The following is a 15,066-nucleotide window of genomic DNA, read 5'->3' as shown; positions in this document are numbered from 1 at the left end:
CGCCAATTGCCCGGAGTCTAGGGCCGTGAGGCCCGCCGGGCAGGGCCCGCACGCTGCCCCTACCCGTCGACCGGCAGTCCCGCCTTCGTCAGGCCTTCCAGCACCAGCGCCTCGTGGGCGGGGTCGGCGAGCGTCAGCCGCTTCATCCGCGTGGTGATCGAGAAGGTCGGGTTGATCGTCATCAGTTCGGCCCAGACCTCCTGCGCCCCCTCCCGATCCCCCACATGGCCCAGCGCGGAAGCGAGCCAGGCGCGGCCGATATCGGTATCCTTCACCAGGAACACGCGTTCCTTCAGAAGCACCACCGCCGTCTCGAAATTCCCCTTCAGGAAATGCGCCATGGCGAGGAACTGCATGTACTGATGGCGGAAGGAGGGATCGAGGCGAATCGCCCGTTCCAGGTGTTCGATCGCCTCGTTCAGTTCGCCCCGCGCCAGTTCGATCTCACCCCGCGTGAACCAGCCCAGCGAGTAATCCGCGCTTTGCGCCATGGCCTTGTCGAGCTTCTCGATGGCCAGATCGAGGTGCCCCTGCCAGCGCGCCACGACCGCGACCGCGTGGTTGGGCCAGAGATCGTCGGGCCCGATCTCGAGCCCCCGGTGCGCGTAGTCGTGCGCTGCTTGCATCGCCTCTTCCGACGGGCGGCCGGACCAGTGATTGTGGTAGTCGAGCAGATGCATCATCGCGAGCATTCCGTAGGGCGCGGAATAGTTCGGATCGCGCTCGATCGAGCGTTCGCCGTAAAGCACCGCCTGCTTCCACCCCTCCGCCGTCATACCCGGGAAGAACAGGAACCCTCGCATGCGCATGTAATCCTCATGCGCCGCGACATCGGTGGTACCCACATCGACGATATTGGCGCGTTCGGCGGGGGACAGCGAGATCTTCAGCGCCTTCACGATCTCAAACGTCACCTCGTCCTGCACCGCGAAGATATCGGTCAGATCGCGATCATAGCGGTCGGCCCAGACATGGCCGCCGGTCAGGGCGTCGATGAGCTGCGCATTGATGCGCACGCGCTGGCCCGCGCGGCGCACGCTGCCTTCGAGCACATGTGTCACGCCCAGTTCGCGGCCCACGACGCGCAGGTCGGTGGATTTGCCCTTGTAGGCGAAGCTCGAGTTCCGGGCGATCACGGTGAGGCCCGACACCTTGGAGAGATCGGTGATGATATCCTCGCTGATCCCGTCGGAGAAATACTCCTGCTCGGGGTCGCCCGACATGTTGTCGAGCGGCAGAACGGCGATCGAACAGGCGGCATCGGCGGGTGCGGGACGCGGGGCAGCGGCGGGCGCGGGGCGCGGGGCGGCGGCGGGCGCAGGCGTGGCGGGATCGCCCGGATGCCAGTGAAAGACGCGCAAGGGCCGGTCGATGTTCTTGACCGAGACCGGCCCGCCATCGGTGAAGGCGACCGGCAGGCGGCCATCGACGATCTCGTGCACCACCGAGGAAACGCACAGCCCGCCCGGCTTCGCCAGCTGTTCGATCCGGCTGGCGATATTCACGCCGTCGCCGAAGATATCGTCGCCCTGGATGATGATGTCGCCGAGGTTGATCCCGATCCTGAGGACGATCCCGTCGGGGGCACCGGCACCCGCGATCGTCTCCTGGATTTCCTGCGCACAGCGGACCGCGTCCACCGCGCTCATGAACTCGACCAGCGCCCCGTCGCCCATCAGCTTGACGATGCGGCCCTCGTTCCGCGCGATGGCGGGGTTGAAGAGCCCTTCCATGTGGCGGTTCAGCTCCTTCAGCGTGCCCGCCTCGTCGGTCGCCATGAGGCGCGAATATCCCACGACATCCGCCGCCATGATGGCGGACAGGCGGCGGGAGTGTCGTTCGTCGGTCATGGGCGGCTGTCCGAAGAAATTCTCTTGTAAATCCAATGCGCCGTGCCGCGGCGCGGGGCGTCACGCCACGCTACCCGCTTCGCCGACAGTGACAATCCCCGAATTGGACCCCGGGGCGCCGCGGAGATCACCCCTCCCCCCATGCAGCCAGCGCGGCGCGGGCCACATGGCCCCCGTGCGTTTCCTGCACGAAATGCCCGGCCTCGGGCAGGCACAGGGGCGGACGTTTGATCCCGAGGATCTCGTGCATCCGCCGCATCAGGCGCGGCGGGATCAGCACATCGCGTTCGCCCATCGCCATGAAGCTGTCACCCCGCCACTCCGACGCCCACCACCGGGCCGCGCGGCGGGAAACGTCGACGCCTTCCATATCCGGCTCCGTCATCACGAGGAACGGAAACCGGCGCACCCCGGCGCGGTAGCTCGGATCGGGAAACGGGGCGACATAGGCCGCCGCCGCGTCGTCGGAAATGCCCGGGATGTAGGACCTGAACAGCGCCGGCATATCGTAATCGGGATGATCGCCGTGGAACCTGCGCCAGGCGTCGAAGCCCTCGGTGCTGCCGCCGCCGAGACCGAGGACAGTGTTCATCACCAGAAGCCTGTCGAACCTGTCGCCCATATCGGGCGGGATCGTCAGGCCCAGAAGCCCGCCCCAATCCTGGCAGACCAGCGTGATGTGCCGCAATTCCAGCGCCTCGATCAGGGCGATCAGGCTTTGCCGATGGAAGGTGAAGGTGTAGGCCGCGTCGTCCACCGGCTTGTCCGATCGCCCGAAACCGAAGAGATCGGGGGCGACGACCCGCGCGCCGGTTTCCAGGAACACGGGGATCATGTGGCGGTAAAGGAAGCTCCAGGACGGCTGGCCGTGAAGGCAGAGAAAGACGTGGTCAGCCTCTTCCGGCCCCTCGTCGATCCGCGCCATGCGCAGGCCCTCGTACCCCGCGAGCCCCTCGATGTAGTGCGGCTGCCACGGGAAATCTGGGAGGTTCACAAATCGTTCCGCCGGGGTGCGCAGGGCGTCTGGACGTGGCATGGATGTGGTCCCTCGTTCTGGTTCGCCGCGGAGGGGTTCAGCCGATTTCCCGGATCGGATCGCCCCCGTCCCAACGGCCCCGCGACGCGACGATCCGCGCCCGGGTGAACGAGCTGTAATCGAAATGGCCGACATCCCTGTGGTACTCCATCTGCGCGCGGTGATGCCCGGGCTTGTAGGCCGCCGCCATCATCGCCGCGTCGCTGCGCCAGATCGAGATCGTCATCCCGTTATGGCCGTCGACGCCGGCGCCGCTGTAAACGGCGCGGCGGATGTTGTCGGGCAGGGTGGCGTAGAAGGCCTGCACCTGGTCGACCTCGTGGATGAACTTTGCCACGCGGGGCAGGTCGTCCGGCCCCACGTGATCATAGCCCGCCGAGGTCAGCACCATGAGCGGCCCGCCGGGGTCCTCCGGCGCGGGGGTGATTGTGGTGTTTTCCTGCGGGGTGCCGCGCCAGTCCACCTTGCCGCGATGGGAATAGGGCACGACGATGGCGTGATAGGCCTCTACGGTGTCGGCGAGGAACGGCAGATGGCGTTCCGGCGCCGCGAACACCTCTTCCGCCGCCGTACGGTTCGGGTAGATGCCGAACCCGCCCCATTCATCCGAGATGTTGGTGCGCATGCCGTTCGGCCCGGAGGGCGAGGCGGGATAGAAGCGCCAGACATCGGCCCCCGCCGGGCCCGGGAGCGGGTTGTTGGTGCCGTCGCGCGGCGCGGCGAAGCGCACGCGATGAAACACGAGCCAGTCGTGAGTATGATCGGGCATGTCTTCGTGTCCCCCTGTCGAAACTGCCGTTCGGGCAGCTTACGCATGGAACGGCGCCAGGTTGAACGGAATTCGCACCGGGGCCTGTGCGCACCCGCCGGATCGCGCCTTGCGATTGAGGCCCGTCAATACGGGCGGACGGCGCAACGGCTAGGCTTGTTCCGGACCAGAACAGGCGCAGGAGCAAGATCATGCAACGCCGCCCCCCCCGAAGATCCGGCGGCCCGGGCAAAGGCGGCGCCCGCGCCGGCGCGGCGGCCTTCGTCGCGGTTCTTTCGGCCTGCCTCGGGCTTCTGCCCGCCACCCCAGCCGACGCCGACATCACCCTCGCCTCGAAGACGCCCCGCATCGTCGCGAAAGTCGGGCCCTATGACGACCGGCGGCGATCGCGGATTCACACCGCGCTTAACGCGGAATACCTGCGCCTCTGGGAAATGGGCCTTCGGACGCCCGTCGCGCGCGCAAAGACGAAGACTTTCAAGGGTTATCCCTATCTGAACGTCGAGGACAGGAACCGCGACGGCACGGCCGATTTCTATTCCTACACCCCGAAGGCGGCGGGCGGGCACACGCTTGAATTCGGGGCGTTCTTCGATCTCGCCGGGGACGGAACGCCGGACTGGATCGTGTTCAATGGCGGCAGCGCACTGGGGGAGGGCGGGGCGTTCAAGATCGTCTACTGGAGCCACCACGCCATCGACCGCAACAATGACGGGCGGTTCGACACGCTCGTAGTGGATTGCGTGGATCTCGACGGAAACGGACGGATCGATCCCGGGGTGAGCGCCTGGTTCTATGACGCGAATTTCGACGGCAAGTTCGACGCGGCGGAGCATATCGTGAAGGGCAAGGTGACGCGCATCGCGGTGAAAAACCGCCGGATCGACGCAAAGACGGCGATGAAAACGTTTCAAGAGATAAGGATCGGATCACCCTTCGGCACGCTGTTCGACGAGATTGCGCGGGATATCCGGGCCGCGCGCTGAGGCGTGCGGCCCTCCATGCGCCCGTCGCCTCGGGGCATCAGAAGCCCGAATTTCTCAGGGATTTCCGCCTCCGAGATCCCTTTCATCGCCTCGAAATCGTGGGCGTGATCGTGTCCGGCATGCATGTCGCGCATGGCTTCCAGCATTTCGTCGGGAGCGGGCGTGCCGTGGCTGTGATCGCCGGATCCGGCGGCAAGCGCCACCGATCCGCAGACGAGAGCCGCCGATAGGGGTAGCAGGAACATTGCCAGATGCCTTTTGACCTCCTCGCGATTGGGTGCGGCCGGGTCGCGGGACTGGCCTCGATGCCGGTCTTTGCCCAGTGTGATGCGAGATTGCCTGTGCTTTCAGGCTTTCTTGCCTGTCGCGGGCCGCCCGCGCGGGCGCGATCCTCCGGCGGCAGGACGTCGCAGGCCGCCTCGCGCTGTCGACTGCGCCGGGATAGGACACATATCATTGCGGGGACGCGGGAGGATCGCCATCCCTTGCCAGACGCCTGAAACCAGCCAGGAGATTACATCATGAGCCGCCCCGGATTGCCGAACCGCCGACATGTTCTGTCGGGCCTTGCCTTGGCCGGGGCCGGGCTGGCCTGCCCCGCGCTGGCCCAATCCCGTCCGCTGGTGCAGGTGGTGAAGGATCCCAATTGCGGCTGCTGCTCGGCGTGGATCGAGATCATGGCCGACGCCGGTTTCGACATGGAGGTTCGGAACGCGTCCTTTGACGCGTTGCAGCGCTTCAAGGCCGCCAGCGGCATAGCGCCCGACATGGCATCCTGCCACACGGCGGCGGTGGACGGGTATATCATCGAAGGTCATGTGCCGCCCGCCGACATCCGCCGCCTTCTGGCCGAACAGCCGGAGGCGATTGGCCTTTCCGTACCCGGCATGCCGTACGGCTCGCCCGGTATGGGGCCGGAGGATCAGAGGGAAGCCTATTCCGTCTTCCTGATCGGCAAGGACGGGCGCACCGAGGTTTTCGCCCATTACGCCGCAACGGCCTGATCGAGGCCGCTTCGCCCGGCCCGGGCAGACGATCCGCGCCAGCTGTGCTAGTCATGGTCTGCCGCCCGGGCAGGCAAACCGCGCTTGCGCCCGGCGAAAAGACCTGTCTGAACCGAGAAAGGACAAGATGCCCCGCGACACCAAGCTGATCCTCTGCCCCGTTAACCTGCGCCACCTGAAAACCGATTACAGCGCCTATGAAGAAGCGATCGCCATGGCGAAACGCCGGGGCGCGAAACTCCTCGTCGCCACCGTCGCACCCGAAATGGAGCGCAACCTGAACATCCGCGATTCCGAAGCCTTCTGGGGCGAGCAGTTGCAGAGCTTCCTGCAGACCCACCCCGCCGAGGGCGTCGAACTTGAAGCCGTCGTGCGCAAGGGCGCGGTGCACCGCCAGATCGTGAAGCTGGCCGACGAGCGCAACGTGGACGTCATCGTGATGGAATCCGCCAACCCCAAGGTGCAGGATTATCTTCTTGGCACCACGGCAAGCCATGTCGTGACCCACGCAAAGTGCTCGGTCTACGTGGTACGAAGCTAGCGATCCGCTTGGTGCGCGCGTTCGAGCACGTCGATCACCGCCGTCAGCGCCTTGTCGCCCAGCCCCTCGTCCGGCCCCTTCAGCGTCATGTCGACGAGGAGCCGGGGCATAGGTCGTCATGTTGGCGGGCGGAAGCGTCATAGGTGCCCGCAGGGGCGGTTGCTGCGAAATAGTCGTATCAGGGCCGCATCATGCCCATCGAGATCGGAAAGGGCCTGAACCGGGATGCCCGCCTTCCGGCAGGCCAGCGCGCCATGGATCATGGCCCACATGACGCCCTGCCGCACGGTGAAGAGGCCCGCGAAAAGCGCCGCCAGCATCCATCCCCGCCTTCTCGCCGACGTGGAGGGACGCGCCGCCCATCGTGCGGATCACGGGCTCGAACGCCAGCCACTGTGCCTCGGTGCCGAGCGGCCCGGCCCCGGTGGATCTGAGCAGGCCCGCCGCTTCCGTCTCTCCGTCGAAGGCGGCGACGTGAAGCGCGCAGATCCTGCCGTTTCCGCCCATGCCGTTGCCGCGCGGAACGCCCATCGCGTGGATATCCGCGCCGTCCTCGACTGGCAGGCCCAGCACGTTCGTCTGGTTCTTCAGGGCGGCGATCATCAGGGGGGTATAGCCATCGGGATTGCCCGTTTCCGTGCCTGCGCCCGCGTCCGGAAGCGCACGCGCCACCTCCTGAAACCCGCGCTGGGCGGCGGCGTGAAGCGCGGTTCCCATCGCCGACGTCTCGATATCGGGATCAGCACCGCGTGTGAGCAGCAGGGCCACGGCCTCGGATTGCCCGCTGAGCGCGGCCATCACGAGGGGTGTCACCATCTGCACGGCGTTGAAATCCGCACCGTCGTCTGTGAGCGCCTCGATCCCGGCGGTGCCGCCCTGGCGGCGGCATCATGGAGCGGGCCGGCCGTTGCCACTGCCGGGATCATCAGGATCGCCGACACATAGGTCAGCTGTTTCGTGACTTTCCCGACCCTTTGGGGTTGAGCGCAGTCTGGCACAAAACGCGTGTGATTGCCGTCAAGCGGGACGCGGGACGCGCCGGACGAACCAGGTATGTAACGCGAAGGCCCCAGAACCGGCCCTCGTCGTCTTTCCGGTCCCGCTCGCCTCTTGAACCAGCGTCAGAACTCTTCCATCGGCCGCCAGCCCCCGTCGGGCTGCCGAGTGTCGCGGTCGAAGGCGAACCAGCAGCCGCCGCCCGGGATCTGATCGTGGCGCCGGTCGATTTCACGCCCGGCCAGCGCGCAGTAAAGCAGCGTGCCCACGGCGCCGTGTCCCACCAGAAGAAGATCGCCACCCGGCCCGGCCAGCACCTCTTCCACCTCGGCCACAATCCGCGCCTGCGCGTCCCGCGCCCGTTCCCAGCCCCGGACGGAGGCATCCGGCGCGGCGAAGAATTGGTCCGCCACCCGCTCGAATTCCTCGGGTTCGAGGAACCCCGTGGCACTTCTGTCGTTCTCGTGCATAGCCGGGCGCACCTCCACCGGAACGCCCAGCGCCCTTGCCAGGGGTTCGGCGGTTTCGATCGCCTTCGCCTCGGCGCTCGAAACCACGCGCCGGGTGCCCGCCAGCGCGCCGGGCCGCTCCGCGAGGGCCGCGACCCGCGCGGCCCCCGTGGCGTTCAGCGACCAGTTGCGCACGTCCCGTTCGGGATCGATCACCACCTGCGGGTGGGTGAGATATCGGACGATCTGGCGCACGCCTTCTGATTGCATGGAGCCGCGCCGGGTGGAAGGGGGCCTGCCCGTCCCCCTCAGTGGCCGGGCGGCGGCGCCTCGCCCCGCAGGATGGCCAGCCTGTTTTCCGGCGCGTCGGGGGCGAGGAAATCGGGAATGGTTCTGCCCGTCCTGCGCGGGCGGGCGAGAAAGGCAACCGGCCATTCCGCCACGCGCTCTTCCTGCACATGGCGGTACTCGCCGGGGGCGGGTTCGTCGATGTATTCGCGCTGGAGGATCAGGGCCAGAGGCTCCTTCGCGCCGTTCGTGGCCGCCGCGAAGGCCATGGCCTCCTCGCAGGTGTCGAAGGCGTAGTAATAATCGCTGCCGTCCATCTGATCCCCGGCCCCGAGGCGCGGAGAGCACCAGACCCTGTATTCCAGCACCTCGTCCCACACATAGCCGCCCCCGGCCTTCGCCGCCGCCAGGTAGGAACCGACCTTGCCGGCATCGGCCGCCGGGGGGTATGCGCTGTCCTCGGTAATAGCGGCGGAACTCCACAATACGTTTCGCGGCGAAGGCTAGCGCGGTCGGGCGAGTGACGGCAAGGCGGCCCTCTTGCCCGGAGTCACGCGGGGGAAACCCCGCCGGGCATGGGTTCGGAGGATCGCGCCAGAGGAACGGTCGGCCTTTCGCCCGAGAGACACCTCCCCCGCGCGGGCCCGATGGCCTCATCCCCCTTCTCGCCCGGCTCGTCGCGTCTTTCAGAACGGGGTTCCCCGAGATCGCGCAGCTGACGCCAACGACGGCTTTGGGCCAAAGCGGTCAAATCTGCTAGTGTGGGCGGCGAATGAAGAAGATGCGTTCCGCCTGTTCCCTGGAGAACCTGAATTGACTCGGACGATTGAAACTGCCGCTGGGATGAGAAGTGGATCCGATGACGATGGGGTCGACGCCATTCTTGCCCGCATCAACAGCTGTACCTGCATTCACGATCTTCTTCATTTCCATGACCAGGAACGCCCCGGCCAGGTGGCCGTGCGGGACGAGATGGCGGAACTGACCTACTCGGATCTCTTGATCCGGGCAAAGCGACTGGCAGCGCGTCTCTCGGACGAGGGGCTGGGCCCGGGAGATCGCGTAGCCCTGTTGTCGAAGAACGATGTGGCCTTCGTCGATCTCATGATGGCGGCATCGATGACGGGCGTGGTTCTTGTTCCCCTCAATTTCCGGCTCGCGCAGGGTGAAATCGAGTTCATTGTCCGCGATAGCGGGGCCAGGTTCATTTTTGCAGGCCCTGACTTTCTGAAAACCGCGGAGTTGGCGGAAACCGAATGCGAAAGCTGTGAGCGGGTGATCGCGATTACCGCAGATGGATCCTACGATGGATGGAACTCCAGGCAGGACCTCGCATTCGACAGCAGACAGCGGGATGGCAAGAGCACGCTCTTCCAGATGTACACGTCGGGAACCACGGGTAATCCCAAGGGTGTCTTGCTCTCGCACGAGAACGTTCTGGCCCTGTGCCGCAACGGTGTAGAGTTCCTTGGACCGTTCAGGGAGACGTCTCGCAGCCTCGTTTGCATGCCCCTTTTTCATGTCGCCGGGAACGCGTGGCTGTTCTTCGGTCTCGCGGCGGGATGCAGCAATACGCTTGTTGTAGACATCACTCCCGACAGTCTGCTTCGTACGATCGCCGAGCGGGAGATCACCTGCACCCTTATGATCCCGGCAGTGATCCAGATGCTTGTGCTGGCGATGGAAGCACGAGGGCTGACGATCACAGGCCTCGAGACGGTGGCCTTCGGAGCATCCCCGATGCCGGCAGAACTGCTAAAGCGTGCTCAGGCTGTCTTTCCGGAAACCGGCTTCATCCACGTCTATGGCATGACTGAAGCCACTTGCATGTTCTGCGCCCTCGACCCGGCCGAATTGCGCGAGGGACGGCGGCTCGAGTCCTGCGGAAAGCCTTTTCCCGACGCGGAAATGAAGATTGTCGGGCCGGATGGCGTCGAGCTGCCCGTCGGCGAGATCGGCGAAATCACCTGCAGGACGCCGCAATTGACAACGGGCTACTGGAACAGGCCGGAGGCAACCGCCGAAGCCATTCGTGACGGCTGGTACCATACTGGCGACGCAGGTTCAGTCGATGAAGAAGGATTCCTCTACATTCGCGACCGCATTAAGGACATGCTGATCAGCGGCGGCGAAAACGTCTATCCGGCCGAAGTGGAAAATGCGATCCTTGCCCATCCATCCGTTGCTGAAGTTGCCGTGATTGGGGTGCCCGATGCGAAGTGGGGTGAAGTCGGCCTGGCCGTGGTCGTATTGAAAGACGGCGCGGACGCCACTTCAGAGGATATACAGGCCACCGTGCGCGAAAGACTGGCGGGTTTCAAAGTGCCGGCACACGTAGAATATGCAGCCGCGCTGCCTCGGAATGGCGCCGGGAAAGTGACCAAACAGACTTTGCGCAATAGCTTCGCAAAGAACTGATCTGCTGCAAATCCTCTGTGTGGGCCACACACCGCAGGGATGTTCGCCGAGCAAGCTTTCAAGGAATTGGCCCCAACGGCGGCTTCGCCCGCGAAGCAGAGGTTGGGGCGAAATCGTCGGAGCGGCGGCTCTGCGAGGAGGTGGAGATGCTCTTCGCACACCAGAAACGCATTCTCCGGCTCGACCGGTTGCGCCTCAGCGGACCAAATGGCACCAAGGACAAGTTCCTCCTCGCCGCAACGGCCCAGAACCCCAGGAAACTCGCCAAACTGATCCCCGCGACGCCCGCCCCGGCCTGAGAGCCGGGCGAAAGCGCATGCGACCACGATCCGATCGCGCTCCTCAACCCGACGTCTTCAACACAATTGGGCCGGAGCGGTCATCCATTCAGTCTGCGCCATCGCGTTCGGGATGTGCGGTTCGGCCTAAATGACGCGAGTTGTTTGAAGGATGGAAAGTTGGCATGATGGCTTTGGAAGATCCCGGCCGGGAGCTTCCAGGTTGTGCCAGTGCATCGGGCGGAGAAATCCGGCGAGATGCCGGATCCTGCGTTTGAGTCTCTGGCCTATGGGGAAGGGGAGACGGTGATGCTTGGGATCACCTTGAGACGGCACCTATGCCTATTTCTGACAGTCATCGCTTTTTGGACGTTTCAGTGCGCAGCGGAAGCGGAAGCGGAGACCCCAGTCGGCTCGAATGTCGATAGTCGAGTACTTGTCGGTGTTAGTGCATCCGCGGATACAGTGCAGACATTCCTGCCGGAGGGATGGTCATCCGTTCCCTTCCCGAGTGGTCCACTTGGCGGCGCCAACCTGCTACTCGTCTTCATCGACAGCCTGGTGCAGTACGACGCAGAGGGAAAACCTCTCGCGCCGGCCAGCCGCCGCGCCGTGGCGCTGGTGTCCCTCGGAAAGCAGACTACTGACGAAGAGGTCCGCCTCTTTGTCTTGCGCATCTACACGACGACGCCGGAGGTAGATCCATACAAAGTCAACCTAGCTGCGGAGATCCCTCGGAAGTCATCCGTCGAAGGGCCGGCGAATGGCGGCCGGGCGCGCTCGGACACATGGGAAGTCGAAGTTTCGAGTGGCGGCACGCTAAGCTTCCAACTGGATTACAAGACCGGCACCCCCAGCTGGACGCCTGGAGAAGCGTTCCCGCATTTGGCAAGTGTTCCCGATTTCTCACGCATCTACCGGTTCCGGCAAATGGTGGATCTGGTGGCAAGTACATCGCTGGGCAAACCAAGCTCCGGGGAGTTCAGCCTGAAAAGTAGCGTTCCCGAACTCGGCTCCCTTCTGGACGGCTCGGAAGAGATCGTGGCCGTAATGGACGTGCCGGTCTATGTGCGCGAGATCTGGCTGCCATGAAATAGTCGAACAATCAGGACCTACGACGAGAAAATGGGTCAGCCGAGACGGTCAGCTTCGTCCGCATCGCGGCCGTCGACATGTGTGAGCGCGAATGGCTGGCTTATCCTCTCCTTGCCCGGGGAGTAGAGCGCCGCAAGCCCGCCGGGCGGGCCCGGCCCGGCACGACCTACTGAGGCATCACGATCCCGAAGGTTGCCCCGCATCCCGTGCCATCGCTCTCGACGGTTGCCGCCCCGCCATGGGCCCGGGCAGTTGCCTGCACATTGGCGAGGCCGAGCCCCGTGGAACTCTCGCCGGAGGTCGGGCGGGCCGACAATGTCTGAAACGGAGTGAACACCTTCTTCATGTCTTCGTCGGACAGGCCCTGCCCCTGATCCCTGACCAGAATGGTGAACTGGTGTCGTCGCTTCGAACCGATACACGCACCTCCGTACCCGGCTGTGAGTACTTGATTGCGTTTGAAATCAGGTTGTCGATGGCTTCGAGGCACAGGCTGTCATCGAGGCTGGCCCAGCAGTTCGCCTGCCCGTCGAAGGCAAGCGTGATCGATTTCCGGCGGGCTTCCCGCGAATTGGTTTCGATTGCGGTCGCCACGAGGATGGAGACATCCACCCGCCGCCGCCGGAGTTCGATCTCTCCGGTTTCCGACCGGCAGCGCGTCTGCGTGGCATCGATCGCGCCGGTCAGACGGTCGGCATTGGCCATGATCCTGGCGATCCGGCCCTCGATTTTTTCGCGATCGGCGTGCTGCCTGCCCATGAGCGATTGCAGGAGTTCCGTCTGCGCGACGATGGCGGATAGCGGGTTGCGAAGGTCATGGGTCACCATGCCCAAAAGCGCCGTCTTGGTCTGGTTGGCATCGTGCAGCGCCTGGTTTCGGGCCTGCAGGGTTTCGTTCGTCTGCACCAGTTCGGCAATCAGCTTGTCGCGTTCGTCGGCCAGTTGTTTGTGGCGCTGCTCCGCCTCCACCCGTGCCCCGAAGATCCGGACAATGGCATCCGCCGCTTCCGGCGATCTTATCGGCACCTTCGAGAAGACCGCGATATGGCCGATCACGTGGTCGCGGCCATCGTGAATGGGAACGCCGACATAGCCTGAAAGCCCCTCTTCCTTCGGAAACCGGTCAGCCAGATCGGTGGGGATGACGATGGTCTTGCCCTGATAGACCTGCTGGCACGGCGTGCCGTCGAGATCGTATTCGATATTCTCGACCGCGACCCCTGCCTCGATCGCGAAAATGGCGCGGGCGCGGGTGGGTGGGTGCCCCTCGCCGAGGGTGATCAGCACCAGTTCCGCGTCCATGACATCCTTGAGCGTTCCGACGAGCTTTTCGAGGAACGGCACACCAATCTCGCCGCCGATGCTCGCGGCCATGATCCTCAGGCGCAACGTGGGATCGGAAGGGTTTTCGTCTGCCGGGATGTCCAATGTTTCTTAACCAAGAGGGTCCGCGCACAAGGCGGCGATCAGCTCTCCACGTGTCATCTGGCCGCAGAGTATCACCTGGCCGCGGCGGTTGCGACAGGAACACCCCGGAGAGAGGTGACGCGAATGGCCGCTTACGGCCCGGACCGAAACCCTTCTGCCCTACGCCGCCGGTGTGCCTTCATCGTGCGAGGCCCTTGCTGAGACTGGCTTTGTTTTCTAACCTCGTGCGGAACAGTCACACTCAACAACGGGAGGGCACAAGCTGAACATGCGTATCATCCGCCGACTTCAGCATGGTCCCCGTTTCGCCCTGTAAATTCGTTTGCAGGGCTGGCCAGAGGCACAATCTCGATCGGTCTGCCCAAAGCCGCGCTGCGGCATCTCTTTGTAAGACCCGAGACTCCAATGACTGTCATGAACATCAGCGCTTTGAGCGTGATCCTTGGTGAGCCCCTCTTTGAAGACCTGAACCTGACAATTTCCAAAGGCGACCGCATCGGGCTGGTCGCGGCAAACGGGTGCGGGAAAACCACCCTTCTGGAATGCCTTTCCGGCACATTCGACCCCACCCATGGCGAGATCGTCCGCGCGCGTGGTTTGCTGGTTGGTTTTGTCCCGCAGAACGTGCCGGACCACGCATATGCCCTGACGATTTACGACTGGGTTCTGAACGCGCTGCCTGCCGAACAGGCGGCGTTCGAAAGCTGGCGTGTGGATGTGGTTCTGGGGGACCTCGGCGTTCCCTATGACCTGCAGCAGCTTCCGTTGAGCGCGCTCAGCGGTGGCTGGCAGCGCACCGCGCTTCTGGCCGCAGCATGGATCAGGGAGCCCGGTCTTCTGCTGCTGGACGAACCGACCAACCACCTCGATTTGCAGCGCATCGGGTTGTTGCAGGAGTGGCTGTCGGCCCTGCCGCGCGATGTGCCGGTTGTGATCACCTCCCATGACCGGGCCTTTCTGGATGCCACGACCAACCGTACGCTTTTCTTGCGCCCGGAACGCTCGCGCGTGTTTTCCCTGCCCTACACGGCGGCGCGCGCGGCGCTTGACGAGGCCGACGGGGCGGATCAGCGCCGCTTCGCGAACGACCTGAACAAGGCCCAGCAGCTCCGCAGGCAGGCCGCGAAGCTGAAGAATATCGGCATCAACTCCGGCTCCGACCTGCTGGTGACCAAGACCAAGCAGCTGAACGACCGGGCGGCGCAGATCGAGGCCGCGGCCAGACCCGCCCATAGCGACCGGAGCGCCGGAGAGATCAGGCTGTCAAACAGCGGCACCCATGCCAAGGCGCTGGTGACACTGGAGGATGTGCCGGTTCAAACGCCGGATGGCCGGCTGCTGTACAAGACAGGACAGAAATGGATCCTGCCGGGCGATCGCATCGTGCTTCTTGGCGCCAACGGCACCGGAAAAACCCAGCTGGTCAGGATGATCCAGCAGTCGCTGGATGGCGGTGGGGGCCCGGTGAAATGCGCGCCTTCGGTGGTGTCGGCCTATTCGGATCAGCATCTGAGCCAGTTTTCGGACGACGACACGCCCATGACCGTTGTGACCGGGCAATTCGATATCGGCGACCAGCGCGCGCGCGGCGTTCTGGCGGGCGCCGGCCTGAAGATACAGATGCAGGACACCAGGGTCGGCGCCCTGTCCGGCGGGCAAAGGGCGCGGCTGGCCCTGCTGGTTCTGCGGCTCATCAATCCGAACTTCTACCTGCTGGATGAACCGACCAACCATCTTGATATCGAAGGGCAGGAAGCGCTGGAGGACGAGCTTGTTGCGCATAGCGTATCTTGCCTGCTTGTCAGTCACGACCGCAGCTTCCTGCGCAATGTCGGCAACCGGTTCTGGCAGATCAAAGGCAAGAGGCTCGAGGAAGTAGACAGCCCCGAGCCGTTCCTTGCGGGAGAAATGAATGGGGCGTAAGCTCC

General features: G+C 64.5%; 15 protein-coding genes and 1 pseudogene. 7 read left to right on the top strand and 9 right to left on the bottom strand.

All coding sequences use genetic code 11. From position 1 onward, the window contains the following. Positions 1 to 59 precede the first annotated feature (59 nt). The 3 genes from RXV90_RS08315 to RXV90_RS08305 all read right to left on the bottom strand — a co-directional run bounded on the left by RXV90_RS08315 (position 60) and on the right by RXV90_RS08305 (position 3,655). Complete coding sequence (locus RXV90_RS08315; RefSeq protein ID WP_316648080.1) at positions 60 to 1,850, bottom strand: adenylate/guanylate cyclase domain-containing protein; 1,791 nt, start codon at positions 1,848 to 1,850, stop codon at positions 60 to 62. Between the two features lie 127 nt (positions 1,851 to 1,977). After that, positions 1,978 to 2,886 carry a haloalkane dehalogenase gene (locus RXV90_RS08310; protein WP_316648079.1) on the bottom strand — a complete coding sequence of 303 codons (909 nt, stop codon included), beginning with the start codon at positions 2,884 to 2,886 and terminating at the stop codon, positions 1,978 to 1,980. A 37-nt stretch (positions 2,887 to 2,923) separates the two neighbouring features. Beyond that, complete coding sequence (locus tag RXV90_RS08305) at positions 2,924 to 3,655, bottom strand: hypothetical protein (RefSeq protein WP_316648078.1); 732 nt, start codon at positions 3,653 to 3,655, stop codon at positions 2,924 to 2,926. Positions 3,656 to 3,846: 191 nt separating this feature from the next. Between RXV90_RS08305 and RXV90_RS08300 the strand changes: the two genes are divergently transcribed. Beyond that, positions 3,847 to 4,641, top strand: coding sequence for a hypothetical protein (locus tag RXV90_RS08300; protein ID WP_316648077.1), 795 nt, complete (start codon positions 3,847 to 3,849; stop codon positions 4,639 to 4,641). Here the strand turns inward: RXV90_RS08300 and RXV90_RS08295 are convergent. Next, positions 4,566 to 4,886, bottom strand: coding sequence for a hypothetical protein (locus RXV90_RS08295; RefSeq protein ID WP_316648076.1), 321 nt, complete (start codon positions 4,884 to 4,886; stop codon positions 4,566 to 4,568). The two genes, RXV90_RS08300 and RXV90_RS08295, sit on opposite strands and share 76 nt — an antisense overlap. A 276-nt stretch (positions 4,887 to 5,162) precedes the next feature. Here RXV90_RS08295 and RXV90_RS08290 point away from each other — a divergent pair, with 276 nt between their 5' ends. Next, a complete protein-coding gene (locus RXV90_RS08290; RefSeq protein WP_316648075.1) occupies positions 5,163 to 5,645 on the top strand; it encodes a DUF411 domain-containing protein in 483 nt (160 codons plus the stop codon). Positions 5,646 to 5,772: 127 nt separating this feature from the next. After that, positions 5,773 to 6,186, top strand: coding sequence for a universal stress protein (locus tag RXV90_RS08285; RefSeq protein ID WP_316648073.1), 414 nt, complete (start codon positions 5,773 to 5,775; stop codon positions 6,184 to 6,186). Positions 6,187 to 6,375: 189 nt separating this feature from the next. Here RXV90_RS08285 and RXV90_RS08280 read toward each other — a convergent pair whose 3' ends face one another. From RXV90_RS08280 to RXV90_RS08270, 3 genes are all read right to left on the bottom strand, one after another. Further along, the gene (locus tag RXV90_RS08280; RefSeq protein WP_316648221.1) at positions 6,376 to 7,002 is read right to left on the bottom strand and encodes an ankyrin repeat domain-containing protein; all 627 of its coding nucleotides are present in this window, start codon (positions 7,000 to 7,002) and stop codon (positions 6,376 to 6,378) included. Positions 7,003 to 7,307: 305 nt separating this feature from the next. Then, positions 7,308 to 7,901 (bottom strand): histidine phosphatase family protein, encoded by a 594-nt coding sequence (locus RXV90_RS08275; protein WP_316648071.1) that lies wholly within the window; start codon positions 7,899 to 7,901, stop codon positions 7,308 to 7,310. 38 nt (positions 7,902 to 7,939) lie between these two features. Next, on the bottom strand, positions 7,940 to 8,404 hold the full coding sequence (locus tag RXV90_RS08270) for a hypothetical protein (protein WP_316648070.1): 465 nt from the start codon (positions 8,402 to 8,404) through the stop codon (positions 7,940 to 7,942). A gap of 358 nt (positions 8,405 to 8,762) precedes the next feature. Here RXV90_RS08270 and RXV90_RS08265 point away from each other — a divergent pair, with 358 nt between their 5' ends. The 3 genes and pseudogenes from RXV90_RS08265 (at position 8,763) to RXV90_RS08255 (ending at position 11,707) form a co-directional block, all read left to right on the top strand. After that, positions 8,763 to 10,337 carry a long-chain-fatty-acid--CoA ligase gene (locus RXV90_RS08265; protein WP_316648068.1) on the top strand — a complete coding sequence of 525 codons (1,575 nt, stop codon included), beginning with the start codon at positions 8,763 to 8,765 and terminating at the stop codon, positions 10,335 to 10,337. A gap of 131 nt (positions 10,338 to 10,468) precedes the next feature. Further along, positions 10,469 to 10,636 (top strand): annotated as a pseudogene (locus RXV90_RS08260) (IS5/IS1182 family transposase); the annotation flags it as partial. A gap of 288 nt (positions 10,637 to 10,924) precedes the next feature. Further along, positions 10,925 to 11,707 (top strand): hypothetical protein, encoded by a 783-nt coding sequence (locus tag RXV90_RS08255; protein ID WP_316648067.1) that lies wholly within the window; start codon positions 10,925 to 10,927, stop codon positions 11,705 to 11,707. Between the two features lie 169 nt (positions 11,708 to 11,876). On the opposite strand, the gene RXV90_RS08250 is transcribed toward RXV90_RS08255, so the two are convergent. Continuing rightward, the gene (locus RXV90_RS08250) at positions 11,877 to 12,056 is read right to left on the bottom strand and encodes an ATP-binding protein (protein ID WP_316648066.1); all 180 of its coding nucleotides are present in this window, start codon (positions 12,054 to 12,056) and stop codon (positions 11,877 to 11,879) included. Continuing rightward, complete coding sequence (locus tag RXV90_RS08245; RefSeq protein ID WP_316648065.1) at positions 12,053 to 13,138, bottom strand: sensor histidine kinase; 1,086 nt, start codon at positions 13,136 to 13,138, stop codon at positions 12,053 to 12,055. The genes RXV90_RS08250 and RXV90_RS08245 overlap by 4 nt, the downstream gene beginning before the upstream one ends. Before the next feature lie 405 nt (positions 13,139 to 13,543). On the opposite strand from RXV90_RS08245, the gene RXV90_RS08240 reads away from it, so the two are divergent. After that, entirely contained in the window at positions 13,544 to 15,061 is a 1,518-nt protein-coding gene (locus RXV90_RS08240) for an ABC-F family ATP-binding cassette domain-containing protein (RefSeq protein ID WP_316648064.1), read from the top strand. Positions 15,062 to 15,066 lie beyond the last annotated feature (5 nt).

This window comes from Ovoidimarina sediminis, assembly GCF_032586175.1.
GTDB lineage: Bacteria > Pseudomonadota > Alphaproteobacteria > Rhodobacterales > Rhodobacteraceae > Ovoidimarina > Ovoidimarina sediminis.
This window is presented reverse-complemented; position numbering and strand designations above follow the sequence as displayed.